The sequence below is a fragment of the Streptomyces sp. NPDC058000 genome (assembly GCF_042886435.1).
Taxonomy (GTDB): domain Bacteria; phylum Actinomycetota; class Actinomycetes; order Streptomycetales; family Streptomycetaceae; genus Streptomyces.
On record NZ_JBHVQS010000006.1, the window covers coordinates 244,774 to 271,640 of the forward strand.

Annotated in this window: 28 protein-coding genes and 1 pseudogene; 17 read left to right on the forward strand and 12 right to left on the reverse strand. The window is 70.3% G+C overall.

Going from position 1 to position 26,867, the window contains the following annotated elements; translation table 11 throughout:
• The first annotated feature begins 605 nt into the window (after positions 1-605).
• The 3 genes from ACFVT2_RS09740 to ACFVT2_RS09750 all read left to right on the forward strand — a co-directional run bounded on the left by ACFVT2_RS09740 (position 606) and on the right by ACFVT2_RS09750 (position 3,972).
• The gene (locus tag ACFVT2_RS09740; RefSeq protein ID WP_390014389.1) at positions 606-1,424 is read left to right on the forward strand and encodes a TetR/AcrR family transcriptional regulator; all 819 of its coding nucleotides are present in this window, start codon (positions 606-608) and stop codon (positions 1,422-1,424) included.
• A gap of 347 nt (positions 1,425-1,771) precedes the next feature.
• Positions 1,772-2,872 (forward strand): nitrous oxide reductase family maturation protein NosD, encoded by a 1,101-nt coding sequence (locus ACFVT2_RS09745; RefSeq protein WP_390014391.1) that lies wholly within the window; start codon positions 1,772-1,774, stop codon positions 2,870-2,872.
• A gap of 68 nt (positions 2,873-2,940) precedes the next feature.
• Positions 2,941-3,972, forward strand: coding sequence for a methyltransferase (locus tag ACFVT2_RS09750; protein ID WP_390014394.1), 1,032 nt, complete (start codon positions 2,941-2,943; stop codon positions 3,970-3,972).
• Between the two features lie 102 nt (positions 3,973-4,074).
• Here the strand turns inward: ACFVT2_RS09750 and ACFVT2_RS09755 are convergent, their stop codons facing one another.
• The 7 genes from ACFVT2_RS09755 to ACFVT2_RS09785 form a co-directional block, all read right to left on the reverse strand.
• Positions 4,075-4,407, reverse strand: coding sequence for a TcmI family type II polyketide cyclase (locus ACFVT2_RS09755; protein ID WP_390014396.1), 333 nt, complete (start codon positions 4,405-4,407; stop codon positions 4,075-4,077).
• Positions 4,408-4,463: 56 nt separating this feature from the next.
• Positions 4,464-4,940 (reverse strand): SRPBCC family protein, encoded by a 477-nt coding sequence (locus ACFVT2_RS09760; protein WP_390014399.1) that lies wholly within the window; start codon positions 4,938-4,940, stop codon positions 4,464-4,466.
• A gap of 1 nt (position 4,941) precedes the next feature.
• Complete coding sequence (locus ACFVT2_RS09765) at positions 4,942-5,220, reverse strand: acyl carrier protein (protein WP_390014401.1); 279 nt, start codon at positions 5,218-5,220, stop codon at positions 4,942-4,944.
• A gap of 12 nt (positions 5,221-5,232) precedes the next feature.
• A complete protein-coding gene (locus ACFVT2_RS09770; RefSeq protein ID WP_390014404.1) occupies positions 5,233-6,483 on the reverse strand; it encodes a beta-ketoacyl synthase N-terminal-like domain-containing protein in 1,251 nt (416 codons plus the stop codon).
• On the reverse strand, positions 6,480-7,748 hold the full coding sequence (locus tag ACFVT2_RS09775) for a beta-ketoacyl-[acyl-carrier-protein] synthase family protein (RefSeq protein WP_390014406.1): 1,269 nt from the start codon (positions 7,746-7,748) through the stop codon (positions 6,480-6,482). The genes ACFVT2_RS09770 and ACFVT2_RS09775 overlap by 4 nt, the downstream gene beginning before the upstream one ends.
• Positions 7,745-8,179, reverse strand: coding sequence for a cupin domain-containing protein (locus ACFVT2_RS09780; RefSeq protein WP_390014408.1), 435 nt, complete (start codon positions 8,177-8,179; stop codon positions 7,745-7,747). The genes ACFVT2_RS09775 and ACFVT2_RS09780 overlap by 4 nt, the downstream gene beginning before the upstream one ends.
• 100 nt (positions 8,180-8,279) lie before the next feature.
• Positions 8,280-9,398 (reverse strand): SchA/CurD-like domain-containing protein, encoded by a 1,119-nt coding sequence (locus tag ACFVT2_RS09785; protein WP_390014494.1) that lies wholly within the window; start codon positions 9,396-9,398, stop codon positions 8,280-8,282.
• 291 nt (positions 9,399-9,689) lie between these two features.
• Here ACFVT2_RS09785 and ACFVT2_RS09790 point away from each other — a divergent pair, with 291 nt between their 5' ends.
• The 3 genes from ACFVT2_RS09790 (at position 9,690) to ACFVT2_RS09800 (ending at position 12,179) form a co-directional block, all read left to right on the forward strand.
• On the forward strand, positions 9,690-11,324 hold the full coding sequence (locus tag ACFVT2_RS09790; protein ID WP_390014411.1) for an FAD-dependent oxidoreductase: 1,635 nt from the start codon (positions 9,690-9,692) through the stop codon (positions 11,322-11,324).
• A gap of 170 nt (positions 11,325-11,494) precedes the next feature.
• Positions 11,495-11,800: a hypothetical protein gene (locus ACFVT2_RS09795; RefSeq protein ID WP_390014414.1), complete on the forward strand. Its 306-nt coding sequence runs from the start codon at positions 11,495-11,497 to the stop codon at positions 11,798-11,800.
• Positions 11,760-12,179 carry a glutathione peroxidase gene (locus tag ACFVT2_RS09800; protein ID WP_390014416.1) on the forward strand — a complete coding sequence of 140 codons (420 nt, stop codon included), beginning with the start codon at positions 11,760-11,762 and terminating at the stop codon, positions 12,177-12,179. Before ACFVT2_RS09795 ends, ACFVT2_RS09800 begins: the two co-directional genes overlap by 41 nt.
• Here ACFVT2_RS09800 and ACFVT2_RS09805 read toward each other — a convergent pair.
• Together ACFVT2_RS09805 and ACFVT2_RS09810 are read right to left on the reverse strand one after the other, a co-directional pair.
• Positions 12,161-13,399, reverse strand: a complete 1,239-nt coding sequence (locus ACFVT2_RS09805) for a recombinase family protein (RefSeq protein WP_390014419.1) — start codon at positions 13,397-13,399, stop codon at positions 12,161-12,163. The two genes, ACFVT2_RS09800 and ACFVT2_RS09805, sit on opposite strands and share 19 nt — an antisense overlap.
• A 55-nt stretch (positions 13,400-13,454) precedes the next feature.
• Entirely contained in the window at positions 13,455-13,958 is a 504-nt protein-coding gene (locus ACFVT2_RS09810) for a hypothetical protein (RefSeq protein WP_390014422.1), read from the reverse strand.
• 167 nt (positions 13,959-14,125) lie between these two features.
• Between ACFVT2_RS09810 and ACFVT2_RS09815 the strand changes: the two genes are divergently transcribed.
• The 4 genes from ACFVT2_RS09815 (at position 14,126) to ACFVT2_RS09830 (ending at position 16,866) form a co-directional block, all read left to right on the forward strand.
• Entirely contained in the window at positions 14,126-15,559 is a 1,434-nt protein-coding gene (locus ACFVT2_RS09815) for a collagen-like protein (RefSeq protein WP_390014425.1), read from the forward strand.
• A 134-nt stretch (positions 15,560-15,693) separates the two neighbouring features.
• The gene (locus tag ACFVT2_RS09820) at positions 15,694-16,359 is read left to right on the forward strand and encodes a GH25 family lysozyme (RefSeq protein ID WP_390014497.1); all 666 of its coding nucleotides are present in this window, start codon (positions 15,694-15,696) and stop codon (positions 16,357-16,359) included.
• A 7-nt stretch (positions 16,360-16,366) separates the two neighbouring features.
• Positions 16,367-16,612, forward strand: coding sequence for a hypothetical protein (locus ACFVT2_RS09825; RefSeq protein WP_390014428.1), 246 nt, complete (start codon positions 16,367-16,369; stop codon positions 16,610-16,612).
• Complete coding sequence (locus ACFVT2_RS09830) at positions 16,609-16,866, forward strand: hypothetical protein (protein ID WP_390014431.1); 258 nt, start codon at positions 16,609-16,611, stop codon at positions 16,864-16,866. The genes ACFVT2_RS09825 and ACFVT2_RS09830 overlap by 4 nt, the downstream gene beginning before the upstream one ends.
• Positions 16,867-16,921: 55 nt before the next feature.
• On the opposite strand, the gene ACFVT2_RS09835 is transcribed toward ACFVT2_RS09830, so the two are convergent.
• Both ACFVT2_RS09835 and ACFVT2_RS09840 read right to left on the reverse strand, forming a co-directional pair.
• Complete coding sequence (locus tag ACFVT2_RS09835; RefSeq protein ID WP_390014434.1) at positions 16,922-17,740, reverse strand: class I SAM-dependent methyltransferase; 819 nt, start codon at positions 17,738-17,740, stop codon at positions 16,922-16,924.
• A gap of 14 nt (positions 17,741-17,754) precedes the next feature.
• On the reverse strand, positions 17,755-19,038 hold the full coding sequence (locus ACFVT2_RS09840) for an XRE family transcriptional regulator (RefSeq protein ID WP_390014437.1): 1,284 nt from the start codon (positions 19,036-19,038) through the stop codon (positions 17,755-17,757).
• Between the two features lie 334 nt (positions 19,039-19,372).
• Between ACFVT2_RS09840 and ACFVT2_RS09845 the strand changes: the two genes are divergently transcribed.
• The 6 genes and pseudogenes from ACFVT2_RS09845 (at position 19,373) to ACFVT2_RS09870 (ending at position 24,290) form a co-directional block, all read left to right on the forward strand.
• Complete coding sequence (locus ACFVT2_RS09845) at positions 19,373-19,750, forward strand: ATP-binding protein (protein WP_390014440.1); 378 nt, start codon at positions 19,373-19,375, stop codon at positions 19,748-19,750.
• Positions 19,747-20,301, forward strand: a complete 555-nt coding sequence (locus ACFVT2_RS09850) for a DUF6624 domain-containing protein (RefSeq protein ID WP_390014442.1) — start codon at positions 19,747-19,749, stop codon at positions 20,299-20,301. Before ACFVT2_RS09845 ends, ACFVT2_RS09850 begins: the two co-directional genes overlap by 4 nt.
• 330 nt (positions 20,302-20,631) lie before the next feature.
• Positions 20,632-21,168, forward strand: coding sequence for a class IV adenylate cyclase (locus tag ACFVT2_RS09855; protein ID WP_390014444.1), 537 nt, complete (start codon positions 20,632-20,634; stop codon positions 21,166-21,168).
• Between the two features lie 56 nt (positions 21,169-21,224).
• Entirely contained in the window at positions 21,225-22,340 is a 1,116-nt protein-coding gene (locus ACFVT2_RS09860) for a radical SAM protein (protein WP_390014447.1), read from the forward strand.
• Between the two features lie 103 nt (positions 22,341-22,443).
• Positions 22,444-22,554 (forward strand): annotated as a pseudogene (locus ACFVT2_RS09865) (glutathione peroxidase); the annotation flags it as partial.
• A gap of 146 nt (positions 22,555-22,700) precedes the next feature.
• On the forward strand, positions 22,701-24,290 hold the full coding sequence (locus ACFVT2_RS09870; RefSeq protein WP_390014449.1) for a GAF domain-containing protein: 1,590 nt from the start codon (positions 22,701-22,703) through the stop codon (positions 24,288-24,290).
• Positions 24,291-24,298: 8 nt separating this feature from the next.
• Here ACFVT2_RS09870 and ACFVT2_RS09875 read toward each other — a convergent pair whose 3' ends face one another.
• Positions 24,299-24,700 carry a hypothetical protein gene (locus ACFVT2_RS09875; protein ID WP_390014452.1) on the reverse strand — a complete coding sequence of 134 codons (402 nt, stop codon included), beginning with the start codon at positions 24,698-24,700 and terminating at the stop codon, positions 24,299-24,301.
• Positions 24,701-24,817: 117 nt separating this feature from the next.
• On the opposite strand from ACFVT2_RS09875, the gene ACFVT2_RS09880 reads away from it, so the two are divergent.
• Positions 24,818-26,779: an ABC transporter ATP-binding protein gene (locus ACFVT2_RS09880; RefSeq protein WP_390014455.1), complete on the forward strand. Its 1,962-nt coding sequence runs from the start codon at positions 24,818-24,820 to the stop codon at positions 26,777-26,779.
• Positions 26,780-26,867: the final 88 nt, after the last annotated feature.

Below are 26,867 nucleotides of genomic sequence, written 5' to 3' on the forward strand. Positions count from 1 at the left end.
GCCGCCCCCTGCCGCCGCGGCCCCCGCCCCCCCCCGGGCCCCCGCCCCCCCCCGGCGGCCGGGGGCCCCCCCCGGCGCGCCCCCCCCCCCCCGCGCCCGTTCCCGTACCGACTCGGCGAAACCGCCCACGCATGCCCTCCGCGTTCAGGCCGACCGGCCATCGCGTTGATCCGTTGAACAGGGGAATTCCTCAACTGTAGACGACGGACCCGCCGGGTTGAACGGGCGGGGCGGGACCGATGGGTCCGTTCCCGGTACCGAATCGACGGCCCGGGCCGGGCACTTGCCGCCCTCGAACCCCCGGCGGCGGGTGCTGCCGGCGGGCCGGTTCCGCGGCCGCGGACGGTGCGGGCCCGGCCGGTGGGGAGGAATTCCCGGGCCTCGGCCACCGGCATGGCCGGCACCTCGCGCCCTCGGAATGGGCGCTGAACAGGGCCGGGGTGACGCCGTTGGCCCGGACGAAGGCCGCCCGCACCGGCTCGCCGCCCCGGAAGCACCGCCGGTCCCCGCCCCACTCGGATTCCAGGGCCTTCCCCCACTTGTTATCCTTACGGCATAAAGAGTTCGATCGGAGACGTTGACTTTATGCCCTAAGGAGTAGCGCGTTGGTGGCATTCGCGGGCCAGGGCGACCCCCGCCGTTCGCTGTCCCTGCTGTGGCGCACGGAGGACCCCGGCGCGGGCCGCCGGACCCGCCCGGCCCGGGGCCCCAAACCAGCACTGAGCGTGGACGCCATCGTGGACGCGGGCATCGCGGTGGCCGACGCGGAGGGCATGGCGGCGCTGTCGATGCGCACGGTCGGCGAGCGGCTGGGCCGCACGGCCATGGCGCTGTACACCTACGTCCCCGGCAAGACCGAGCTGGTGGACCTGATGTACGACCGGGCCCTGGCCGAGCTCCCCACCCGCTACGCCCCGGCCCCCGGGTGGCGGTCCGCGGTGACGTCCTGGGCCACCGACACCTGGGAGTTCGCCCTGCGCCACCCCTGGGTGCTCCAGGTCTCCCAGGCGCGCCCGGTGCTGGGCCCCCACGAGTACACCGCCCTGGAGACCCTGCTGCGGGTGCTGTACGCCACGGGGCTGGACTCCGCCTCGCTGCGCCGGATCGTCGGCCTGCTCTGCCACTTCGTCCGGGGGGCCGCCCGGACCGTCGCCGAGTCCCGGGAGGCGTCCGCCGCCACCGGCGTCAGCGACGAGGACCGGTGGCACGCCCGCGCCGGCACGCTGGCCGAGGTGGTCCCGGACTTCGCGGAGCGCTTCCCGCTGTCGGTCCGCCTGGAGACCGAGGGCGCCTCGCCGCCGTCCGAGGAGGGCGCGGCGGGTTCGCCTCCGGAGCGCGCGGCGCGGGCGACCTTCGAGGCCGGGCTCGCCGTCATCCTGGACGGCATCGAGGCCGCCATCGCGCGGCGGGCCGCGGGCCACTAGCCCCTTGGAGTGATGAAGCGGGCGGGACCGCCCCGGGCGGGTGTCGTCGGAGTGCGGGACGGCGTTGAAGCAGCCGTGACCGCCCCCCGCCTCCGTCCGTGGTTCCTGCCGGCCAGCCTCGCCGCCCTGTTGACGGAGGTCCTGCCGAACGGTCCGACTGACACCCCGTCCGATGCCGGGCCCGGCCCGGCGGCCGATCCGGGGGCGGACGCCGGGCACGCCCGACCGCTGCCCGCCGCACCCTGTCCCCCCGGCGCCCCGGCCCCGGAAAGCTGACCCCTGCACGCACTGTGGTCATCGGGCTACCACATGTGGCGGGGTCGGGTGATCGCCCATAGCTTCGCTTCATGGCGCTACGACAGATGCCCCACGGGGCACGGCGGATGACCCACCTGGGGTGCGCGGCGGCGGTCCTGGCCGGCGTACTGGTCACCGCCCCGCCGTCCCAGGCCGCACCGGACCGGGACGGCGGGGTCCTCGTCGTCCGGCCCGGGGAATCCATCCAGCGGGCGGTGGACGCGGCCCGACCGGGCGACACGGTGGTCCTGCTGCCCGGCGTGTACCGCGAGAGCGTGCTGATCAACAAGTCACATCTGATGCTCCGTGGGACCGACGGGGAAGCCGTGCTCGCCCCACCCGCCCCCCGGGCGGAGAACGCCTGCGGGCAGACCGGCGACGGCATCTGCGTCACCGGTGGCCCCGGTGGCCCGCTCACCGACGTCCACCTGCGGTCGCTGACCGTCGAGGGGTTCCGGCGGAACGGCGTCTGGGCCTCCGGCACCGAGGGACTGACGGTGCACCACGTCACCGCGCGGCACAACGGCCAGTGGGGCATCGGGCTGGAGAAGTCGGTGCACAGCCTGCTTCACGACAACATCGCCTCGGAGAACGGCGACGCCGGGATCTTCCTGGCCAACGTGGCCGACGAGGAGGGCGGGGCGCTCGACACCCGGGGCACCCTGATCGTCGAGAACCGGCTCGGCGGCAACCGCATCGGCATCACGGCCCGCCGCGTCCGCAACCTCCTGATCGGCCACAACACCGTGGTCGGGAACTGCGCCGGGGTGTTCGTGGTCGGCGACGAGGGCCACCCCAAGGCCGGCGCGCTCACGGTCCGGGACAACGAGGTCTCGCGGAACAACAAGTTCTGCCCGGCGATCAAGCGCCTGCCGTTCCTCCAGGGATCCGGTGTCGTCCTCACCGGCACCGAGGACTCCCTCGTCCGGCACAACCTGGTCCGGGACAACGTCGGCAACTCGCCGCTCTCGGGCGGTGTGGTGCTCTTCCCCAGCTTCGTCAAAGCCACCAACGACCGCAACATCATCAGCGACAACGTGGTGCTGCGGAACGCCCCGGCGGACCTGATCAACGCGGATCCGGCCGGGCAGCGGAACACCTTCCTCCGTAACACCTGCCGGACCTCCAAGCCGCCCGGCCTGTGCGGATAGCGACGCCGACCGCGGAACAGCAGCGCCAACGCGACATCCACCCGAACGTCAACGGGAGAAGAGGCGGAATGACCACCGTGAGCCCCACCCCCCAGCCCGCCATGCGGCTGCGGGAACTCATCTTCGGCGCCGCGTGTGCGGCAGCCGTCCGGGCGACCGCACGGCTCGGCGTGGCCGACGCACTGGGCGAGCAGCCCACCACCGTGCAGGAGCTGGCCGCCTCGGTGGACACCGAACCACGCCCCCTGCAAAGGATGTTGCGGGCGCTGGCCTGCTACGGGATCTTCCAGGAGACCCCGGACGGGAAGTTCGCCCACACCGAGATGTCGCGGCTGCTACGGGAGGACACCCCGAACAGCCTGCGCTACATCTCGCTGTGGTGCACCGAGCCGTGGACGTGGGAGGCGTGGCCGCGGCTGGACGACGCGGTGCGCTCCGGCCGGAACGTCTTCGACGACCTCTACGGCAAGGGGTTCTTCGACTACCTGCACCAGGACGCCCAGGACTCCGCGCAGGTCTTCAACCGGGCGATGACCACCTCCAGCAAGCAGTCGGCCCGCGATATCGCCGAACTCCTCGACCTGACCGGGGTGTCCTCGGTGGCGGACATCGGCGGCGGGCAGGGGCACGTCCTGGCCGGTCTGCTGGAGAAGTACCCCTCGCTGCACGGCGCCCTGCTCGACCTGCCGTCGGTGGTGGAGAATGCCGACCCCCGCCTGCGGGACGGCGGTCCGCTGGCCGACCGGGCGCGGATCGTGCCCGGCGACTGCCGTGACGACATCCCCGTCGAGGCCGACCTCTACATCATCAAGAACATCCTGGAATGGGACGACGACAGCACCCGCCGGACGCTGCGGAAGGTCGTCGAGGTGGCCCGGCCCGGTGCCCGGGTCGTGGTCATCGAGAACCTCGTCGACGACAGCCCGTCGATGAAGTTCACCACCGCCATGGACCTGCTGCTGCTCCTGAACGTGGGCGGGGCCAAGCACTCCAAGGAGAGCCTGGTCCGCCACATGGCCGAGGCCGGGCTGCTGGTCCACGACATCCTCGTGGTCAACCCGTATCTGCACGCCTTCGAGTGCACCGTCCCCGCCGGCTGAGCCGACATGGTGCACGGGCGGAGCCGGCCGGGTCCGGCCGGCACGGCGGCGGCCTCCCCGCAGGACACGACGGGGAGGCCGGCCACCGTGCGCCGGTCCGGATCAGCCGGCGCCGTCCCGGTCCCAGCGGTAGAACTCCTGGGCCATCGCGTCCTTGGGACTGCGCCAGGTCTCCGGGTCGTACGCACTGACGTACGCGGAGAGTTTCTGGCTGACGGCCTGGAACTCCGGGTGCTGGTGCGCCTTGGCGATCTCCGGGCCGGGCGGGAGGTCGGACTCGATGAGGTGCAGGTACACGTCACCGAACTGGAACAGCTTCCGCCGGTTGACGCCCACCAGGTACGGCAGCTCCGTACGGTCCGAGGCCGCGAAGACCTCGGCGATGTCGGGAGCCGAGCCCGGCTTCATCCGGGCGACGATCAGAGCGTGGTGCATCGGGAGGTTCCCTTCGTTGCCGCCGGGCGGCGGTCCGGGGTCGGGCTGAAAGAGCGTCAGCTAGCCGGGGCGGCCGCGCGGAGCTCGCGGTCACGCTGCTCGATCCGGTCCCGGATGAGCTCCAGCTGGATCCGGGAATTGCGGTTGATGTGCGCGGTCATGCCCTTGTCGTCGACCGGCGCCTCGGGCTTCATGGCGAAGTCCTGGGTCCAGTGCATCGACGTGCCGCCGGGGATCTCCTTGTACTTCCAGAAGATGTCCATGAACTTGAACGGGCCGGTCTCCACGCGGCGGGCACTGACGGTCAGCGCCCCGCGGTCGGGGGTCCGCTCGGAGACCCAGCTCCAGACCTGGCCGTTCTCGTCGGGGTGCATGGTCAGCCGGAAGGTGGTCGTGTCGCCCTCCCGGGAGAGCACCTCGACGGCCGCGTACTCGCTGAAGAGCCGGGGCCAGTTCTCCAGGTCGTTGGTCATGTCCCAGACAAGGCTGAGCGGGGCGGCGATGGTGATCTCGTTCTCGGTGTGGCCGGGCATATCAGGCTCCTGTCGTGGTGACGGTGTCGGTGTTGACGGTGTCGGTGTTGACGAGGTCGAGGAAGTCACGGGGCGTCTTGGCGCGTTCGGCGTCGTCGGGCAGCGGCCGTTCGTAGCGGTTCTCCAGCTCGCCCACGATGCCGAGCAGGCCCAGCGAGTCCAGCCCGTACTCGGCGAAGGTCACCTCGGGCCGGTTCGCCATCTCCTCCGGGTCGACGGTCAGGCCGGCGGCCGACTTCATCAGCGCGGCCAGCTCGTCGAGGGTCAGTTGAGCGGTCATGGCAATCTCCTCTCAGGAGGGGGACTTCTCGCACCGGCGCAGCACCATCGCCGCGTTGGAGCCCATCAGTCCCCGGCTCAGCACCAGCGCCGTCTGCAGCTCGGCGGGCCGGGACTTCCCGGTCACCACATCGAGGTCCACGGTGACGTCGACGACGTTGGGGGTCGGCGGCACGACGGAGCCCTCCATGGAGAGCACCGCGGCCGCGATGTCCAGGACGGGGGCGCCGCAGTACGCCCGGCCGATACCGGTCTTGGGCGCCGTCACCGGGACCTCGACGGCGTGCCGGCCCAGGGCGTCGGACAGCGCCAGTGCCTCGGCACGGTCCGCCGAAGCCACCCCGAGGGCGTCCGCGAACACCACGTCGACCTCCTCGGGGGCACACCCGGCATCGGCCAGCGCGCCCTCGATCGCCCGGGCCAGTCCCTCCCGGGACGCCTCCCAGAGGGCGGCGCCGGTGAAGGTGGCGGCGTGGCCGGCCAGCACGGCCCGGGGCCGGGAGCCGCGCTCCACGGCGGCCGACCGCTCCTCGACGACCAGCATCCCGCCACCCTCGGCGGGCACGAACCCGCACGCCGATCTGGTGAACGGGCGGTAGGCGCGGTCCGGTTCGTCGGACCGGCTGAGGTCCTCGTACCCGAGCTGGCAGACCACCGAGTACGGGGCCAGCGGGGCCTCGGCGGCGCCCACCACCACGGCGTCGGTGCCCCGGCGGATGGTGCGGGTGGCGTGCGCCAGCGCGTCCAGTCCGCCCGCCTCGTCACTGGCCACCACACCGCACGGCCCCCTGAAGCCGCCGCGGATGGAGATCTGGCCGGTGCTGGCCGCGTAGAACCAGGCGATGGACTGGTACGGGCCGACGTGGCGCGAGCCCTGACCCCACAGGTGTTGCAGCTCCCGCTGGCCGAACTCGCCGCCGCCGGAACCGGCCGCGGTCACCACCCCCACCGCGAACGGCGAGCGGTTGTAGTCGGCCCGACCCAGCAGGGCGTCGTCCAACGCGAGGTTGGCCGCGGCCATCGCGAAGTGCGTGAACCGGTCGGTCTGGACGAGGAACCGCTCCTCGATCAGCTCGCCGGGATCGAAGTCGCGGACCTCTCCGGCCACCTTGAGCGGCAGGTTCTCGCACCCTTCGCGGGTGACCGTGTCGAGGACGCTGATGCCCTCCTTGGTGGCCTTCCAGAAGGCTTCGGTGTTGGCCCCGTTGGGGGCGATCACACCGATGCCGGTGACGACGGAACAACGTTCGCGCGGGGAGTTCATCTCGGCCTCCCACCCGGCCTGGTCAGGACCACGGCTGACTGGAACCCGCCGAATCCGCTGCCCACGGACAGCACCGACCGCAGCGGCACTTCCCGTGCGGTCTTCGGCACGTAGTCGAGGTCGCACTCCGGGTCCGGGTTCTCGTAGTTGGCGGTCGGCGGGACCACCTGATGGGTCAGTGCCAGGACGCAGGCGACGATCTCGATCGCCCCGATCGCGCCCAGCGAGTGGCCCACCATCGATTTGATCGAGCTCATCGGCACTTTGTAGGCGTGGTCGCCCAGCGACTTCTTGACCGCGGCGGTCTCGTGACGGTCGTTCTGCTGGGTGCCCGAGCCGTGCGCGTTGACGTAGTCGACCTGGGTGCGGTCGAGCTGCGCGTGGCCCAGCGAGCGGTTGATCGCCTCGGCCATCTCCAGACCTTCCTGGGTCAGGCCGGTCATGTGGTAGGCGTTGCCGAAGGTGGCGTAGCCGCGGATCTCGCAGTGGACGGTGGCACCGCGGGCCCGGGCGTGCTCCAGCTCCTCCAGGACGAGGACGGCGCCGCCCTCGCCCATGACGAACCCGTCGCGCCGGGCGTCGAACGGCCGGGAGGCGTGGGCGGGGTCGTCGTTGTTCGCGGAGGTCGCCTTGATGGCGTCGAAACAGGCCACCGTGATCGGGGAGATCGGCGAGTCCGAGGCACCGGCGACGCAGACGTCGGCCCGGCCCTCCTCGATGGAGTGGAAGGCGTAACCGATCGCGTCGAGGCCGGAGGTGCAGCCCGTCGAGACGGTCTGCACCGGGCCGTGCGCGCCGATCTGCTCCGCCACCGCGGACGCCAGCGAACTGGGCGAGAACGCGCGGTGCAGATGCGGCCCGGCGGGCCGGTGGTCCACGTCCCAGCGGCGGCCGGAGTCGCTGACCGCTACGTAGTCGTGCTCCAGGCGCGTGGTGCCGCCGACCGCGGTGCCCAGGGACACCCCGACCCGCCACGGGTCCTCCCGCTCCATGTCCAGACCGGACTCCCGCAGCGCCTCCGCCGCGGCGACCAGCGCGAACTGGACGTACCGGTCCGACCTCGCCACCTGCTCCTCGTCCAGCCCGTGCGCGGCCGGATCGAAATCGCACTCGGCGGCGATCCGGGACCGGAAGCCGGTCGGGTCGAAGAGGGTGATGCCACGGGTGGCCGTCCGCCCGGTGGAGAGCAGGTCCCAGAAGGCCGGGATGCCCACGCCGCCCGGGGCGACGATGCCGATGCCGGTGACCGCCACGCGGCGGGTCATGACACCGGCTCCGTGCGTTCGGGTGGGGCGGCCGGTGTGCTCTCCTCCGCGCCCTCCGTGTCCACGTGGCCCAGCTCCGGACGCGGGGCCAGCGGGCCCAGGTGGAAGACCATCCGGGCCTCGGTGTTGCCGACGTTGCGGAAGCGGTGCCGCATGTACGGCGGGATCATCAACCCCTGGTCCGGCCGCAGCGCGAGGGTCTCCCCGTCGAGGTCGACCTCCAGGGCGCCCTGGACGACGTAGACGAACTCCTCGGAGTACGGGTGGTAGTGCTCTCCGATGCGCTCGCCGGGCTGGACGAGTGCCATGCCCATGAAGCCGCTCGTGGCGCCCACCACGCCGGGTGTCAGCATCGCGCGCAGATCACCTCCGCGCCGGCGGTTGGGCTGGGTCTCGCTGAGGTCCACGATGCGTGGGCGGTGCGTGGTCATGGCTGTTTCCTCCAGGGGCGTGATGCCGGCGGATGAGGGGACGGTGCGGCTCGTGGGGCCTGGTGCGGCCCGAGGGCCCGTCGGTCGGCGAACGGCGCGGTCAGGCGTCCGATGCCCGGCGGTCGGTGATGAGGTCCATGTCGGCGCGGGCCAGGAAGTGGGCGAGCTCGCGGTCGGTGCTCAGACCGCCGGCCACGTCGCCGTCGAGCAGCCGCCGCAGCACGGCGAGCTTGCGGGGGCCACGGGCGCCGAGGGACACCAGCGGGTCACGGTCGATGGGGGCCCGCAGGTCGATGAGGCGGACGACGATGTCGTCGCGCTGGAAGACCGTGCTGCCGTAGACGGGGGACGCCGGGTCGTCGGCGGCCGTCTCGTCCTGACGGGCCAGCATCTTGGCCAGCGTCATGCCGAAGCCGGGCCTGGCCGGGTAGAACAGCGCGTGCCGCGACACGTTCTCGGGCGCCTGGCCACCGGCCGCCACGTGGTGCACCGCGGGCAGCGCGGCGCGGGTGAAGAACACCCGGGCGGAATTGGGGTCGTTGAGGTCCCGGTCCTGCTCCAGGTAGGGGTTGATGGCCTCCTCGACGGCCCGGACCTCGGGCTGCTGGGAGACGTGGCGCAGCGCGGCGATCAGGTCGCCCTGCACCTCGATGGCCCGCACGACGCGGTTGCCGTACATGAAGAGGGAGGTGCGGCGCAGCCGGGTCTTGTCGTCGACCCGGGCCGCCGGGGAGGTGTAGCCGGAGAGGATGTCGGCCACCGTCGCCTCGCTGCCCGGCTTCACGGTGAAGGTGAGCGCGTGCCGGACCACTCCGTCCCCGAGGCGGGGGGTCGCCTGCAGCCGGCCTTTGACGGGCTCGGGGGCGACGACGGCGTCGTTGGAGGTCTCGCGCAGGACGCTGAAGCGCAGGGAGCGGGTGTCGCGCACGCAGCCGTGCAGCGGCTGCACCATCTTGACGTGCTCCTCGCTGTTGACCCAGGCGAGGAACGGCGGGGCGCTCTCCCATTCGCTGGTGATCAACCACTGGGAGGGGTTCTCGATGGACTGGCACAGCTGGTCGGTGATGTGGCCGGGGACGGAGGCCACCTGGTTCCGCAGCTGCTCGTACGCCTCCAGGAACTGTTGCTGAGCCCCTTCCTGCAGATCCAGCAGGAGGACGACCCGGAGCCTGGAACCGTCGAAGGCGGACTGCGATATTCGTTCCGACAGCGTTGTCATCATCTACGCATCTCCTCCAGGGCACGAGGCCCCTGTGGTGCGTCGTCAGTTCCGGCGCGATCCGGGACTCCGGTGCCTGCCGTTACTCCCGATGCGATCCGGTCGACTGAGCCGGATGGGCGGACCTTCGGCCCCGCGTGTCGCGGGGGACGGTCCGGATTCGATCGTGGCCAAGACCCACGGTCGGCGCGAGATGTGTGAGCCATGCAGGTGAACCGTGATGGAAGGGGCCACAGGCCGGGCATGCGTTGCTCCATCTCCCGTACACGCCGCTGGAGCTGGAGCACGCACATGAATCCCAAGGCCGAAGACCGGGTGCCGGTCCTCATCGCGGGCGGGTCCCTGGTGGGTCTGTCCGCCTCGCTGTTCCTGGGGCGCCTGGGCGTCCCGCACGTCCTGGTCGAGAAGCACGCGGACACCTCACGGCATCCCCGCGGACGGGGGAACAACGTCCGCACGATGGAGCTGTACCGGGTCGCCGGCGCCGAGGCCCGGATCCGGGCGGCGGCCTCGGTCCTCGCCGACAACCACGGGATCCTTCAGACCCGTTCACTGACCGGTGACGAGCAGGAGTGGCTGTTCCGGGAGATCGACCCGGGCGGCGGACTGGCCAAGTTCAGCCCGTCCGGATGGTGCCTGTGCAGCCAGAACGACCTGGAGCCGGTGCTCCTGCGCTGCGCCCGCGAGCTCGGCGGCGACCTGCGGTTCAGCACCGAGCTGATCAGCTGCGACCAGGACGCCGACGGGGTGACCGCGGTCGTCAAGGACCGGGAGACCGGTGAGCACAGCACCCTCCGCGCCGACTACCTGATCGCCGCGGACGGCCCCCGCAGCCCGGTGCGGGAGCGGCTGGGCATCGGCCTGAACGGCCCCGGCGACCTCTTCCACAACGTCAGCATCACCTTCCGGGCCCCCGAGCTGGCGGACGCGGTCGGCGACCGCCGCTTCATCGCCTGCTACCTGACCAATCCGGAAGCCGACGGCGCGCTGCTGCCGGTGGACAACGTCGAGCAGTGGGTCTTCCACGCGCCCTGGCACCCCGACCGGGGCGAGACCCTGGAGGACTTCACCGACGAGCGGTGCATCGAGCACATCCGGCGGGCAACGGGCGTACCCGGCATGGCGGTTGAGATCACCGGCAAGGCGCCCTGGCACGCCGCGGAGCGGGTCGCCGAAAGGTACCGCGCGGGCCGGATCTTCCTCGCCGGCGACTCCGCCCACGAGATGTCCCCCACGGGGGCGTTCGGCTCGAACACCGGCATCCAGGACGCGCACAACCTCGCCTGGAAGCTCGCCGCCGTCCTCGACGGCTCCGCGGCCCCGGCGCTGCTGGACACCTACGAGGACGAGCGCCGGCCGGTGGCCGAGGTGACCAGCGCCCGCGCCTCCGCCCGGTCGGCCGAGCACAGTCACCCCGGCTACGACCCGGCACCCGGTGGTGGCGGCCGGCAGCGCGGCGTGCTGACCGTGGCCCTCGGCTACTGCTATCCGCGGGGCGCGGTCCTCGGCGCCGACCCCGACCTCCCGGTCGTCCCCGAGCGGATGCGGCTGACCGGCGAGCCGGGCACCCGGGCCCCGCACCTGTGGCTGCGCGCGGACGGCGAGCGGCGCTCCACCCTGGACCTCTACGAGCGGTCGTTCGTCCTGCTGACCGGCACCGAGGACGGCAAGATCTGGCGCGCCGCGGCGGAGGCCGCCGCCGCCCACTGGTCGGCCCGGCTGGACCACTACCGGATCGGCACCGGCGCCGACGCCGACCTGGTCCCGGAGGAGGGCGCCGACTGGGCCGAGGTGCACGGGGCGACGCCGGAGGGCGCGGTGCTGGTGCGGCCGGACGGTTTCGTGGCGTGGCGCGCGGAGGGCCGGGTGGCCGACGCGGAGGGGGCGCTGCGGGAGGTCCTGGGCGGTCTGCTCCGCCGGGCCTGATCCGCGGGACCCCACGGGATCCCACCGACGGCACACCAGGGCCGGCAGGGCGGTCAGCCGCCCCGCCGGCCCTGGAACGTATCTTCTGACCTTCACCGGCCCAGGGGCATCTGGTGCGCGCACCGGCCCGGTCCCGTACCCCACGGGGCGAATTGGTGTTGAGTCCGGGCATGGACGCCAAGAAGACCCCGGGACATCACTTTCAGAGCATTTCGCTTCCGCACCAGCCGCCCCGGCTTCCGCCGCCCGCCGCCCGCCGCCGCGTCGAGGAGGACACACCGATCTTCGACCAGCTGCTCAAGGAGTGGCGGGCCGGCGCGCTGCGGCCGATGGTCACCTGGCCGGTCGACGATCCGGGGAAGACCAGGCCGGGCACGGTTGTTGCAGCCGAAGACGGACGTCCCCGTCCACGGAACCGCACTGAGGAGCCCGAGCATGAGCCTGTACGACATCCCGCTGCGCACCCTGACCGGTGAGCCCGCTTCCCTCGCCGACTATCAGGGCAAGGCCGTGCTGGTGGTGAACGTGGCGTCCAAGTGCGGGCTGACCCCGCAGTACACGGGGCTGGAGCAGCTCCAACAGCGGTTCGCCGACCGCGGTTTCAGCGTGCTGGGCTTCCCCAGCAACCAGTTCGCGGGCCAGGAGCCGGGCACGGCCGAGGAGATCGCCACGTTCTGCTCGGCGACGTACGGCGTCAGCTTCCCGCTGTTCGAGAAGACCGACGTCAACGGCGAGCACCAGCACCCGCTGTACGCCGAACTGACCGGCACCCCGGATGCCGAGGGCGCGGCGGGCGAGGTCCAGTGGAACTTCGAGGGCTTCTTCTCCAATGAACGTCACGCCTTGGCGGCGTGAAGGCGCTGTTCAGGAGGCCGCGCCTCTTCCCAGACGGGGACAATCGCTACCGTGACCGGGCCCGGCCGCTTCGGCTGGTGCAGAACGATTCGCCTGATCAGCTTGCGCAGAATCAGGTTCCGCTCGGCCACGGTCAGCGTCTCCCACTCGTCCAGGACACCCACCACGAGAGGCAGATAGTCTTCTGCCTCCGGCATCTCCTCGACCTCGATCAAGGTCGAGATCCGCTCTGAAAGCTGGTCGCGCTCGGCCACCAGCTCATCCCGTGCCGCCTCGAAGACACCCGACGGGTACTTGTCCGGGTTCTTGGCAGCATCGACGGCAAGCCGAGTGAGCGATGCCTCGCCCTTGGCGTGTTCGGCCTGCACCCTTGCCCGCTCGCGTGCAGCCCGCGCCCGATCGTCGTTCGGGCTGTGGCTGTCCAGCGGCGTAGCCGGCGCGTCGTCAATCTCGTGCGCCACGCCGCGAAGCCACTTCAAGACCTCGGCGACCACGTCGGCGCCGCGGGCCCAGACCCCCACACACCCGTGATCTCCATACTCGGCGCGCCGCGCACACCGGAAACCGGGCTTGTTGCGGCTGCGCGCCACGGTTGCGGCGCTGCTGCACTGGCCGCAGCGGGTCAGTCCGGTTACCTCGGTGCTTGGTAGGCGGCTGCGCGGGGGTGTCTCCGCTACCGTTAGACGCCGTGCTTGGTAGTCCTCCCATGTTTCGTCGCTGATGATGGCTTCGTGAGCACCCGGAACGAGCCGGTAGGAGTTGCACTGGCCTTGATGCTTGCCGCGCGGACAGTCCTCGCGGTGAACTCGCAGCAGGCCGGCGGCAAAGCCGCTGTCCATGAAGTACCGGAGACCCTCTTGCCCCCAGAGCCCCCCGCGTGTGGTGGTGCAGCCTAGGCTGTTCAGCCACATGGCCAGCGGCTTGAACCCGGTTCCATTGAGATATCGGGCGTAGAGGTCGACGACGGCATCACGCAGCTTGGGGTCAATCTCGTAGCGCTCTTTCTGGAGTACTCCGGTCTCGGGGTCGTACCTCTTGTGCCAGATGTAGCCGAATCGCGGCTTGCCCATCGCGGGGAGCTGGGCGTTGCGGCGGTAGTCGTGCGCCTCCTTCCACTGTTCGCCGATGCATTCGGCCTCCTCGGGCCGCTGGCCGCACGGATCCAGGACGTGACCGGATCCGTGCGGCCTGTTCGCTTTGTGGCCAGGCTGCTCCAGCACTCGCGAGCGCCCGGGAGCAGTGCCCGAGAACCGCACCGACTGAGGACCTGTTGCCTCAGACGATGCCAACCCCAATTTGGGCGTTGGCCTTCGCGGGCTTGTATTTCTTGCTGCCGTTGTAGATGGCGGTATAGCCGTTGCCGAGCGCCTGCACCCACATCTGAGGATCCCCGGCATATTGGCCGGACTGGATGACCGCTTCACCATTGGCATCGGTTGTGCCGGTGCCAACCTCCCTGCCGTCAACCGAGAACACGATCGTCTCGCCCTCGATTGGCTCACCGTCCTTGTCCAGGAGCCGCGCCAAGCCCTGGCCTCCGGCCAGCGAACCAATTTTGCCCTTCGTTCCCGACGCGGTAAGTCGGACTGCTTGCTTTTCGGCCGGCTGACTCGGCTGACCCGACTGCCCGCCCCCGGACGGACTTGGTTGCTGCTTCTTCGCCTCTTCGAGCTGCTTCTTCAGCTCTTCGATCTGTTTATCCTTGTCGGCATTTTGGTTCCGGAGATCCTTGTTGTTCTCTTGCAGCGCATCGATCAGTTTCTGGTCACCGTCCGACATCGCACTCTCCTTCCTTTGCTGCGCCTGGCGATGACGCACACGTCTCAAGGGTGACCAAGGGTCTATGCGAACCGCATATTCGATTAGCCCATTCGGGTGACGGGAGAGGTCGAGCAAACCATCACGACGTTGATCAACATCCCTGAATCTTCCTAGGAGCGAATGCAGTGCTCCCCAAATCCATACCTGCTGTCACCGTTACCGCCCGCTACCTCTCCCCCGACGGCCGCCCCCTGTCCGGCAGCGTGACGTTCCGCGCGCCGGCGCAGCTCACGTTCCCGGCCGCTGACGTCATCCTCGGCGGGCCCGTCGTCGTCAGCCTCGACGCACAGGGGCAGATCAGCGCCCCCCTGCCCGCCACCGACGCGCCCGGCATGATCCCCGACGGCTGGTCGTACACCGTGACCGAATCCCTGTCGGGCATCCCGGCTGGCCGCTCGTATCAAGTCCTGCTGCCCGCTGAGGCGCCCGAGGTCGACCTCGCCGACATCGCCCCCACTGACCCCACCAAGCCCAACTACGTGGCGGTTCGCGGCTCTTCCGCGTATGAAGTGGCCAAAGCGGAAGGGTTTGAGGGCACCCGGCCTGATTGGCTTGCTTCCCTGGTCGGCTCCCGCGGTCCGGAGGGCCAGCGGGAGCCGACCGGGCCCCAAGGCGAGCCGGGCCCCCAAGGTGAGCGCGGCGTGCAGGGCGCTCCGGGGGCCGACGGCCGGGTGCAGTCTGTCAACGGCCAGTCTGCCGCCGAGGTCACGCTCACCGCGGCCGACGTTGGAGCCGTCCCCATGGCCGCGGCCGGCGCCCGGGGCGGCGTCGCCCAGCTCGACGACACCGGCCGCGTACCCGCCACCCAACTCCCGCCCGCCGCCGGTGCGGTCGGGTCGGTCAACGGCAAGACCGGCGCCGTGCAGCTTGCCGCGGCCGACGTCGGCGCGCTGGCCACCAGCACCCGCGGCGCCGCCGGCGGGGTCGCCAGCCTCGACGCGTCCGGCAAGGTCCCCACCACCCAACTCCCCACCACGGCGCCGGCTCTTCCCGGCACATGGCTCCCCGATGACTACGGCCTGCGGGCCTGGGGGTACGACCTCGGGGCCGACTCCCGGACACCGGGCGACATGCCAAGCGAGGCCGGCCGCCTCTACCTCGTAGGTGTCCCCCTGCGCACCGCGGCGACAGTGACCAAGGTCGCCATTCACGTCATGGGCTACGACAAGCCCAACTCGACCGTGTCGGCCACGTATCTCGGCATCTACGACAAGACCCTCGCCCGCGTCGCGCAGACCGCCAACGTCACCGCCTCGCTTCCCGAGACCCACAACGCCGGCGGGCAGATGGCGGTCCTGCCGCTGTCCGCCTCGGTCAACCTCGCCGCCGGGAGCTACTACGTAGCGATCTTGATCAAGGGCACCGGCACCACCGTGCCCTACCTCGCGGCAACCAACTGGGGTGCCACCGCGACCACTTCCGGCGCCAAGGCCGCCGACGTCAACGGCGTGCACCGCTGGCTCCAGACCACCGCAACGACGCTCACCACACTGCCGGCCACGATGAAGCTGACAGACATGGCCGACAGCCAGACCTGTTACTGGGCCGCCCTCGGCTGACCCGCCCCACCCGACCCGTTCCACGCCCGTGCGCACCGCGCCGGGCGTTTTCTCATGCCAGGAAGGCACACCACATGACAGTAAGAGGCATCGACGTCTCCTCGTACCAGCCGAGCACCTAGTCGACCAACGGCATCGACTTCGTATTCGTCAAAGCCACCGAGGGCACGTCGTACATCAACCCTCGCATGACCGCACAGGCCGCCCACGCCCGCCGGAACGGCCTGGTCGTGGGCTTCTATCACTTCCTGCGGCCCGGCGACATGCGGGCCCAGGCCCGGTACTTCGTCGACAAGGCATGCAGCGTCGAGGGCGACCCGTTGTTCGCCGACTGGGAAGACTCCGGCGTGAGCTGCGCGCAGAAGGATGCGTTCCTCGCCGAGGTCAAGCGCCTGCGGGGCGCGACGCACCGCGTCGGCCTGTACTGCAACCTGGACTACTGGAAGAACCGGGACACCGCCAGCGCCGCGGGCGACGCCCTGTGGATTGCGGACTACGTCACCGCCGGCCGCCCCCGCATCAAGACGAAGTGGACGTTCCACCAGTACACCGACCGGCCCCTCGACACTAACCTCGGCGCGTTCGACGACCGCTCCGCGCTGCGGGCATGGGCGACCGGCACCACCGCACCGCCGAGCCACCCCTCGCCGCCGGCCGCCACATACACCGTGCGCTCCGGCGACACCCTCTCGGGCATCGCGGCCCGGTACGGGACCACCGTCGCCAAGCTCACCGCCGCGAACGACATCAGCAACCCCAACCGGATCTACACCGGTCAGACGATCAAGATCGTGAAGTGAGGCACCCATGACCGACGCTGCCCGCCGCACCATCCGCACCATCGTGCAGACCGCCGCCGCCCTGGCCGTCATGCTCCCCGCCATCGTCGACGCGTCCGGCATCCCCGCATCCCTGCCGTGGGTAGCCGGCTCCCTCGGCGTCGCCGGCGGCCCGGCCCGCGTGATGGCCCTGCCCGGCGTGCAGGCCCTGCTCCCCGGATGGCTGCGCAGCGCCCCGCCTGGCCGAACCAAGGACACCGGGGGCAGTGCGTGACCGACCCCGACCCGTCGACCGTCGCCCTCGAACTCGAACGCCTTCGCGGCGCCGTCGAGGCCGGGTTCGCCCGCGTCGACGGCGCCCTCGCCCTGGTCGTTCAGCGATCCGACCAAACCGACCGGCGCCTCGCCGACCTCGACAACCGCCTCGACGCCGTCGAACGCCGTCGCTGGCCCCTGCCCAGCATCGCCGCCATGGTCGGCATCGTCGGCCTGGCCGTGACCATCTGGCAGGCCACTGCCGCCCGTTGAACTCTGTGCCCTCGTCACCAGCCTAGTGCTGGTGACGAGGGCGTTCTATTTTTGTTCAGCGAGCGCAGATCAGAATTCCACCAAGGCAGGAGATCTCAAATGCTCCCGCCCTCTCGATTTGATCTGTGACGATTTTCCGGGCCCTTTCGATTGTCTCCTCGAAAGGCACGTCATGTTGGTTCGCCCACGCCCGATAGGACTTCATGTGCGCGATCACTGGATCCGGATTGCGTACCGTGATGGTCCCGGGAAGCTCAATCTTCTCGACGTCACTAAACGCTTCCCCCAGCAGTCCAGCCGACTTCTCCAGGGAAAATCTGGCGCTGAGCGAGATACGAGTCGGCCCCTTGTCTACGCCGAGTACGTCCCCGGCCGCTCGCTCCCACAAGTGGTCCAGTTCGACTTTATCCCGTTCACTGTTTGTCGAAGCAATCACACGGCCACCCCCTTTTGCGACACGGAAGAGTTCGTTGATGGCGGTCGGTATGTCGTGGACGTGATAAAGCATGTGCATGGCGAGCACGGCGTCGACGCTCGCTGAAGGCAACGGAAGGTTTACAGCATCGGCCACCGCTACCGGCCTGGGGACATCGGCGAGTATTCCGGGTGAGACATCGAGGCCGATGAGTCGTAGGTCAGGCCGATCCTGCTTCAGGCGCCCGATGAACTTGCCGTTACCGCAGCCCACGTCAATGACCGTTCCGTGTATGCGTCGCAGTTGTTCGACGACGATGCCAGGAAGGTCGTAGCGCGGCTCCTGCCATCGGTAGATGGACTGTCGCGCGGCCAAGTCTTTGCCGGTGCTGTAGGCACTGCCCGTGAGGATCGCACGATCGGTCACGGCAGCGTCGTGCTCGGCGGATAGGTCGGTCACGTGGGCGGCTCCGGTCAGTCGGCAGCAGGCAACGCCGCGGGGGCAGCGGTGCTCATGATGCGCTCACGAAGTTGAGCGGTACGTCTTGATCCACGGTACTTCGGAGCGCCCAGTTCGCCGGCAAGAACGTGAAGCCGACTGACGATGCTGGCGGAAAGCTGTTCTGGTCCTGAGTCGAGGACGGTGTCGAGCACCGACTCGGCACCATCAAGGTCTCCGGCAAGCATGCGTCCTCGAACGAGGTCGAGGTGCGCGGCGAGCAGATCGAACGTCGAACGGTCACCGGCCACGACGCTGCGGTACAGGTCGACCGCTGCTTCGGCGCATTGGATTGCCTGTCGCACATGCCCTGGGCCGCCCATGGCGAGGTGAGTGGTTCCGGCATAGGTCATCTGCTTGGCCGCGGGAAAGCTGAAGATGCCAGGCATCTCGTCAGGGTCACGCATAGCCTCCCTGGCACTCTCCGCGGTTGCCAGTGCGGCACCAGCGCCGTGAACATCTCCCGCAACAGCAAGTGCTCTGGCTTCAAGACTGGCAAGACGTACACCGACACTTCCGCGAACTCCGAGCAGTTGTCCCTGCTGTGCAAGGTCAGCCGCATGTTGCGGATTTCCGTCCCAAAAGGCGATTAGGGACTCAACCGATCTCACCCACGCCAGCATCTCGTTGTGCCCTGCCGCCTCAGCGCATGACCAGGCAGTGCGTGCGTGGGTTGCGGCCGAGTCGTAGTCGCCGACATCCAGACAGACGTGAGCAGACAAGCCGCAGAGTCTGCTCGCCGTCACCAAGAGGTCGCTTGTCTGCTTGGGGCGCTGTCGCCCTCTCAGCAATTCGAACGTCTCGTCACGCAGTTCGCGAATCTCGCCGTACAGGTTCTCTAATGGCTGGCTGACGAAGTGACGCGCGAGCCTGGCAGTGTCCGCGTGAAGCTGTTCAACGGTTCTTTCTGTGGCATTCAGCGATGCCAGGAATCTTGCGAACTTCGCCGAGTGGGACGCGTCAGCCGCGAGCGATGAGGGCATCAGCGTCTGGGCCGTCCCATGCTCGGTGATCGCTGCCACTGCCCGCACCGGTGTCTCGATTCCTTGGCTCGCTCCAGCCTTACGGCGCCGACTGACCGCGTGCGCGCTGTCCAAGGCCGCACGCTCCACTTTGTAGACCTGGGCCAGGATGCCGCGTGTTGCGGAGTTCGGCAGGCGCACCTCCCGCTCGTACCTGCCGACCTCTTTGCCCGTCATCCTGGGGACCGCGCTGCCCTCGATGGCGTTGTACTCGTCGGCGACCTGAGACTGCGTCACTGAGCCGCGAGTCCTCCGCAATCGGACGAGCAGTTCCCCGATACCGCACTCGTCCATGCTGCTCCCCTGCAAAAGTTCGCTGGTCCCCATACTGGCCCCCCTACTGGCCCCCTTGCAGGCTCCCGACTCGATCGGGCGATGGCAGTTTGCTGGAAACATGCCGTCACGAAACCCCCGAACTCCACTTTCGTTGCGGCCGGCCCCCGTCCCCACCGTGCCGAGAACCGCCGTCACAGGCGTTTCCCCACCACGGCCACCGTCCACGGCCGGCCCCAGAATCTACGAGCGTGGCGCCCTGCTCCTGGACGCCACGTATGTGTGCACGCCTCCGCACGTGCGGATCGCCCGCGACGACATCACGCACACCATGCTCCGCCAAGGACTCACAGAACGCCTCGACGACGCAAAGCTGTTGGTCAGCGAACTGGTCACCAACGTCATACAGCACTGCCACAGCCTCACGGTCCGCGTCGTCGCACGCTCAACACCCGACACACTGATTCTCTCCGTCTCGGACGACTCTCCCGCTCTGCCCGCACGCCGCCCTTCTTCGCCCGACGACGAGCGGGGGCGCGGCTTGTTCCTCCTCGATCTACTGGCCGATGAATGGGGTGTGGGCACTACCGACCACGAGGCCAAGACGGTGTGGTGTTGCCTCAGCCTCACGGCTTCGGCGGCTCCCCCCTCGTCCTCACCGGAGATGGCCCTGTGAGCACCCCGCGCCCGTCGCACCCGCAGATCGCCCTCACCCTGCTCGACCTGAAACGGGCGCACCAGGAGGCTCGGACGAACGCTGATCTCTATGACGACGAGGAGGCGCGAGAAGACCTGTACGACGTTGAAGACGCCGCCACCGAGACGCTCAGGCTGATCATCGCTGTGCACGGCTGGCCTGGGCACACCCTTGTCGGCGAGGCAGGCGCCGAAGCGGCCTGGTGGATCGCCCACCACTCTGAGGATCGGGCCTTGCAACGGGAGGCCCTCGAACTGCTCGACGGCGCCGTGCAAGCTGGTGAAGCCAAGCGGGATCAGCTTGCTTTCCTCACCGACAGGGTCCGTGTGCTGGCTGGTCGCCCTCAGCTCTACGGGACGCAATTCGAGTTCGACTCAACCGGCCTTCGCGCATATGCAGTAGAAGCTCCTGAAGACCTTGACGCACGGCGCGCCGAGATGGGCCTCAGTCCCTTTGACGCCTTCGACAAGCTCGTGCGCGGCTTCTACCCCCTTCACAGTCCTCCCGATTCCGGGAGCTCAACCCAGTAGCGCACCACAAGGGCGCGCCCGTCCTCAGACTGGCCGGCGAGGACACTCCCCCGGTCGAGGACGGACACCACAACAGAAAGAACATGTACCAGTGACGCGTAAGAAGCCCTCGCCCACCGTCAAGGCCGTCCAAGGGGACGCTCGTCGGATCGGGTTCAGCGGCCAGGAAGCCGCCATGCGCAAGGCGCTCTTGCATGAGGTTGGAGGCGACGAGCGCAGGCAGAACCGCCGGGAAGCCACGCAGGGGGACGCCAGCGACCGTAACGCGTAGGCCCCTCGACGGCAGGCTCACGCCTGATGCGCAACATGCACCATACGAACAGGAGATACATGCACACCGTTGAGTACGAAGCGAAGGCGCTGGGCATCGACCCGGACGCCATGGCCGAGCGGATCAAGGCGGCCGGTGGGAGTTTCCAGGGCGAGCGCCTGATGCGCCGCTACGTCTACGACACCGTTCCCCCGGTGCCGGGCCGCTGGGTGCGCCTGCGGGACTCCGGCGGCTCGGTGACCCTGTGCGTGAAGACGATCAGCTCGGACGAGATCGACGGCACCCGGGAGACCGAGACGACGGTCGGCTCGTTCGAGAACACGCACGCACTGCTCGGGCTCATGGGGCTCGCGCACCGCAGCTACCAGGAGAACCGGCGCTCATCCTGGCTGCTGGACGGCGTGCGGCTGGAGATCGACGAATGGCCGCGTATCCCGCCCTACCTGGAGATCGAAGGTGACACCGAAGAACAGGTATGGGCTACCGCCGAACGCCTCTCCATCCCGCGAGATGACCTGACCAGCGAGAACACGACCAAGGTGTTCACACGCTACGGAATCGACCTCGACGCGATCAGCGAACTCCGCTTCACCTAGCCCCCTTCGACGATCCGCCGGCGGGGCCACCGGGCCCCGCCGGCCAGGAGGCCAGAATGGCCAAGACCGACCCGAACGACTTACCGGTCACGGTAGTTCCGGACCGAACCCTGCGCGTCAAAATCATCGACGCGTGCGGACTCGCGTGCACCTTCTGCCACAACGAAGGCACGCCCGTCACGACGGACAACCTCGACCGCGAAGCGGGGCAGTTCACCGGAACGCCCGGTCGCTCCGGCCGAGTATCGATCTACCTCACCACCAACGGCGCCAACTTCCTGCCCGAGCGGGTCGAGGCCGACTCAGACTTCGCCCTGGCCCTGGCAGCCGTGCGCGGCAGCCTCCCGACGACCGAAGTGCACTTCACGGGAGGGGAACCCACCCTCCACCCCGAACTACCCGAACTCATCCGCATCGCCCGCCGCCTCGGCCTGACGGTCGGACTCACCAGCAACGGCGAGAACGGAGCCGCCGTGCTGCCCGAGTGCGCCGCGGCCGGGCTCGACCGCATCAACCTGTCCGTGTTCGGCACCACGCCCGAGGAACTCGCCGCCGTCCAAGCCCCGCGCCTGGCCTCACCGAAACTGGCGGCGCGGAAGCTAGACGCCCTCGCCGCCACGATCGAGGCCGCCAACAGGCACGGAGTGAAGGTCTCCGCGAACATCGTGATCCCGGACCATGAGCACGTGGCACGGGTGCTCCGTGTCATCGAGGAGCACGGGCGGGTCGTCACCGTGCGGATGCTGGTCAGTCTTGAGGACGACGGGGCTTCGCTCGCCGCTATGCAGGAGGTCGTCGACCGCCTCGGAGCGCTGCCAGTCCGCCGTATCGTCACCGCCGGCGCCTCCGACCAGCGCACCCGTTACCAGCTCCCCGACGGCCGGACGCTGTACGCCAAGAGCATCCGACCCGTCCGACTGCCGGACACCTGCCGCGGGTGCCGGTTCAACAACGACCAGGACTGCCAGGAGGGGTACTACGGCGTACGCATGTACCGCGCACAGAACGGACCCTTCATGGTCGGCGTGTGCATCCAACGCATGGACCTGTGCCTGACACTGGGCGAGTTCGTGATGAGCCAGCGCTGCGCCGAAGTTCGGGACTTCCGCGACGAGGAAACGGCCAGACTCACGGCCCTCCACCAGCCGACCGGCGTTCCCGCCCCACACTGACCGTCGCAGTCGCACGACTGCGCACCCGTCGGGATCTCTCCCGGCGGGTGCGCCTTGTTGCGTTTCCCCAGTTCGCAGGGCGTGTTCATTGGAGAAGAAACCCGAGAAGTTCCTGATCGACGCCTCGGGTGCGGTGGCCGGCCGCTTCCGGCCGCGGACCGAGCCGGAGGCGGCGGAGCTGGTCGCGGCGATCGAGGCGGCGCTGCCGGCCTGATCCTCGGCTTTCCGTCGGCAGGCCCGGCCGGTGTGCGGCACCGGCCCGGGCGGCGCCGCGCTCACCCCGATGTCATCCTTCCGGGCGAATTAGACTGGTCGCAGCCGTTTCGTGTCCGCACCGTGTCAGCCCGGGAAGCCGCCTCCATGCCCCATGCGCCGCCGTTCCCCGAGCCCGCCGACCCGCACGACGCTGCCGGGGCGGAGGGTTCGGCGGCGGAGCTCGCCGAGCGGACCGCGCAGAGCCTGCGGCATCTGGCCGGCGGCCCGCTGTCGCGGCTGCCGCAGTTGCTGGAGGCGATGGTCGCGATCGGCTCGGACCTGGACGTGCACCGGGTGCTGCACCGGATCGCCGAGACCGCGGCGTCGCTGACCGGCGCCCGTTACGCGGCCGTGGAGGTGCTGGACGAGGACGGCGACGGGCTGCGCGACCTGATCACCCACGGCAGTCCGCCCGAGGGCCGGCCGACCGCCCCGTTCACGCTCCGGGTGCCGATCAAGGTACGGGGCGAGCTGTTCGGGAGCGTTTTCCTGGCCGGGAAGCCGGACGGCGCGGCGGCCGACCCGGCTGTGGGGTCCGGGGCGGGATCCGGGCGGTTCGGCGAGGTGGACCTGCACTTGGTGCGGGTGCTGGCCACCGAGGCCGGGATCGCCATGGGCAACGCCCGGATGCACGCCGCGGCCCGGCAGCGCCGGCGCTGGATCGACGGGGCGGCATCGGTGACCACGGCGCTGCTGGCCGGCCCGGAGACCGGCTCCGCGAAGGAGCACGCGCTGACCGTGGTCGCCGAGAAGGGCCGGGAGCTGGCCGAGGCGGCGACCGGGGCGGTGCTGCTGCCGCAGTCCGACGGCGCGATGGAGGTGGTGGCGATCTCCACGGTGCTGCCCGAGGCCGTGCGGACCGAGACGTACGGGGGCACGATCCCGGCTGCGAGCCCGGTTCTGCACCAGATCAGCGCCGGGCTGGCGGTCTTCTCCGACGACTTCGCCGGCGATCCCCGCTCGATCTCGCCGCTCTCGCGCCATTACGGGCCGACGATGCTGCTGCCGCTGCGCAGTGGCGGGCGGGTGCTGGGCGCGCTGGCCCTGTGCCGGGCCTCCGGCGGCCCCCGCTTCACGCATCTGGAACGCACGCTGGGCACCCAGTTCGCGTCCCAGGCGGCGCTGGCGCTCGTCCTGGCCGACCGTCACCGGGACCGCGAGCGGCTCGCGGTCTACGAGGACCGCGACCGGATCGCCCGTGATCTGCACGACCTGGTGATCCAGCGACTGTTCGCCACCGGGATGCTGTTGGAGAGCGCTCAGCGCACGGCCGTCCTCCCGGAGGTCAAGGAGGGCGTGGGGGAGGCGGTGGACGAGTTGGACGCGACGATCCAGGAGATCCGTACCGCGATCATCGCGCTCCAGCAGGGGCCGCCGGAGGCGCCGGCCGGGCCGCGCACCCGGATCCTGCGGGAGGCCGGCGCGGCCACGGTGGCGTTGGGCCACCGGCCGTCGGTGCAGTTCGTCGGGCCGGTGGACGCCCGGGTCGGCCCGGAGTGCGCCCGGGCGCTGGTGGCGGCGGTCGGGCGGGCACTGACGGAGGTGGCGCGGACGGCGGCCGCGGCCCGGGTCGTCGTGGACGCCACCGTCACCCTGGCCGACGGCCAGGAGGGCGTGCGGCTGACGGTGACCGGTGAGGGCGGTGACGGCGATCCGACCGCGCCGATGGTCTGGGAGCGGCCGCTTCAGCCGTAGGCGGCGGGTCAGCCGGCCCGTCGGACGAACGGCAGGTCCCGTTCGGCCACCAGGGAGCGCGGCCCGGCGGCTCGTAGGTCGGTGTCCAGGGCCGCCTCCGGGTCGGCGGTGCAACTCCCGCTCGCCCAGGCCGCGTTGGCCTCGATGGCCTCGATGGCCGCCCAGTGGCCGTCGGTGCGGCCGGTGTCGACGACGATCGCGGAGGACAGGTTCGGGCCGCGGCGGGCGAGGAGTTCGGCGCCGAAGGCGGCCGCGTCCTGGCCGAGCGGTCCGGGGGCGGAGGTGGGCCCGGCGTGCAGGGGGGCGGCGTGGTGTCCGGGTCCGGCGTGCGGCGCTCTCCCCCGTGGCGCATGGCGGTCCTCGTAGTGGCGGTCGGGGCGGGGGGCCGTGGGTGCGGTCCGGGTAGCCAACCGGGGTGACGGCGAGCGGAATCCCTTGACCTCAAGATTGGTTTAGGTTCTAGGTTCTTTCGTGTCGCCGGTCACTCACGGCGATCCCGTGACGACCCCGGCATACAGGAGGCCGCGATGGACATGGAAGTCACCGCCTGGCATTCGCTGCACAGCACGATGACAGCACAGCAGGGCAAGCGCCGCCTCTCCCGCGGGACGCTGCGCCGGATCGCGGCCTTCGCCCGCCCGCACCGCCGGATGCTGGTGTGGTTCCTGGTGCTGAGCACCGTCACCGCACTGCTCGCGGTGGCCACCCCCCTGCTCGCCGGACGAGTGGTGGACGCGATCGTCGGCGGCAAGTCGACCGAACTGGTCCTTGGACTGTCCGGGCTGATCGCCGCCATCGCCGTGGCCGAGGCGGGGCTGGGGCTGCTGACCCGCTGGCTGTCGGCGAGCATCGGCGAGGGCCTCATCCTCGACCTGCGCACCACGGTCTACGACCACGTCCAGCGGATGCCGATCGCCTTCTTCACCCGCACCCGTACCGGAGCGCTGGTCAGCCGGCTCAACAACGATGTGATCGGCGCCCAGCGGGCGTTCAGCGACACCCTGTCCGGAGTGGTCAGCAACATCGTGACGCTGCTGCTCACGCTCGGCGTGATGCTCACCCTGTCCTGGCAGATCACCCTGATCGCGCTGGTGCTGCTGCCGGTGTTCGTGCTGCCCGCCCGCCTGGTGGGCCGGCGGCTGGCGGCCCTGCGGCGGGAGGGCGCCGACCACAACGCCGCGATGGGCACCCAGATGACCGAGCGGTTCTCCGCGCCCGGCGCCACGCTGGTGAAGCTGATGGGCCGTCCCTCCCAGGAGTCCGCGGAGTTCGCCGCCCGGGCCCGCCGGGTGCGCGACATCGGCGTCCGCTCGGCGATGGTGCAGACGTACTTCGTCACCGCGCTCACCCTGGTCTCCGCACTGGCACTGGCCGTCGTCTACGGCCTGGGCGGGTATCTGGCGCTGCACGAGCAGCTGGAGGCGGGCGCCATCGTCTCGCTGGCCCTGCTGCTCACCCGGCTCTACGCCCCGCTGACCGCGCTGTCCGGCGCGCACATCGAGGTGATGAGCGCGCTGGTCAGCTTCGAGCGGGTCTTCGAGGTGCTGGACCTCAAGCCGCTGATCACCGAGCGGCCGGACGCCCGGCCGGTGCCGGCGGGCCCGGTAGCGGTGGAGTTCGACGCGGTGCGCTTCGGCTACCCGGCCGCCGACAAGGTGTCGCTGGCCTCTCTGGAGGAGGTCGCCACCCTCGACACCAGGGGCGGCGAGGAGGTCCTGCACAACGTCTCCTTCCGTGCCGAGCCGGGCCAGATGGTGGCCCTGGTCGGCTCGTCGGGCGCCGGCAAATCGACCATCGCCCAGCTGCTGCCGCGGCTGTACGACCCGGATTCCGGCGCGGTGCGGCTGGCCGGGGTCGACGTCCGCGAGCTGACCGCCGCCTCGCTGCGGGACACCCTGGGCATGGTCACCCAGGACGGTCACCTCTTCCACGACTCGATCCGGCAGAACCTTCTGCTGGCCAACCCGGAGGCGACCGAGGACGGGCTGTGGGACGCGCTGCGCCGGGCCCGCCTGGACGCGCTGATCGCCTCGCTGCCCGACGGACTGGACACCGTCGTCGGCGAGCGCGGCTACCGGCTCTCCGGCGGCGAGCGGCAGCGGCTGACCATCGCCCGGCTGCTGCTGGCCCACCCCCGGGTGGTGATCCTGGACGAGGCCACCGCCCACCTGGACAACACCTCGGAGGCGGCCGTCCAGGAGGCACTCACCGAGGCGCTGGACGGGCGGACCGCCCTGGTGATCGCCCACCGGCTGTCCACCGTCCGGGCCGCCGACCTGATCCTGGTGGTCGAGGGCGGGCGGATCGTCGAGCGGGGTACGCACGAGACGCTGCTGGCGGCGGGCGGCCGGTACGCCGAGCTGTACCGGACGCAGTTCGCCGACGGGCCGTCCGGGGCGGCGCACACCCTGGACGCAGCGGACTCGCCGGTGGCCGCCACACCGGACGACGACCCGGACCTGTCCGCCGAACCCTCGCTGGTGAACTGACGACACCGGCCGTCCCACGGGCACCGGCCCCCCCCCGCCCGGGCGGGGGGCGGGGGGCGGGGGGCGGGGCGGCGGGGGGGAGCGAGGT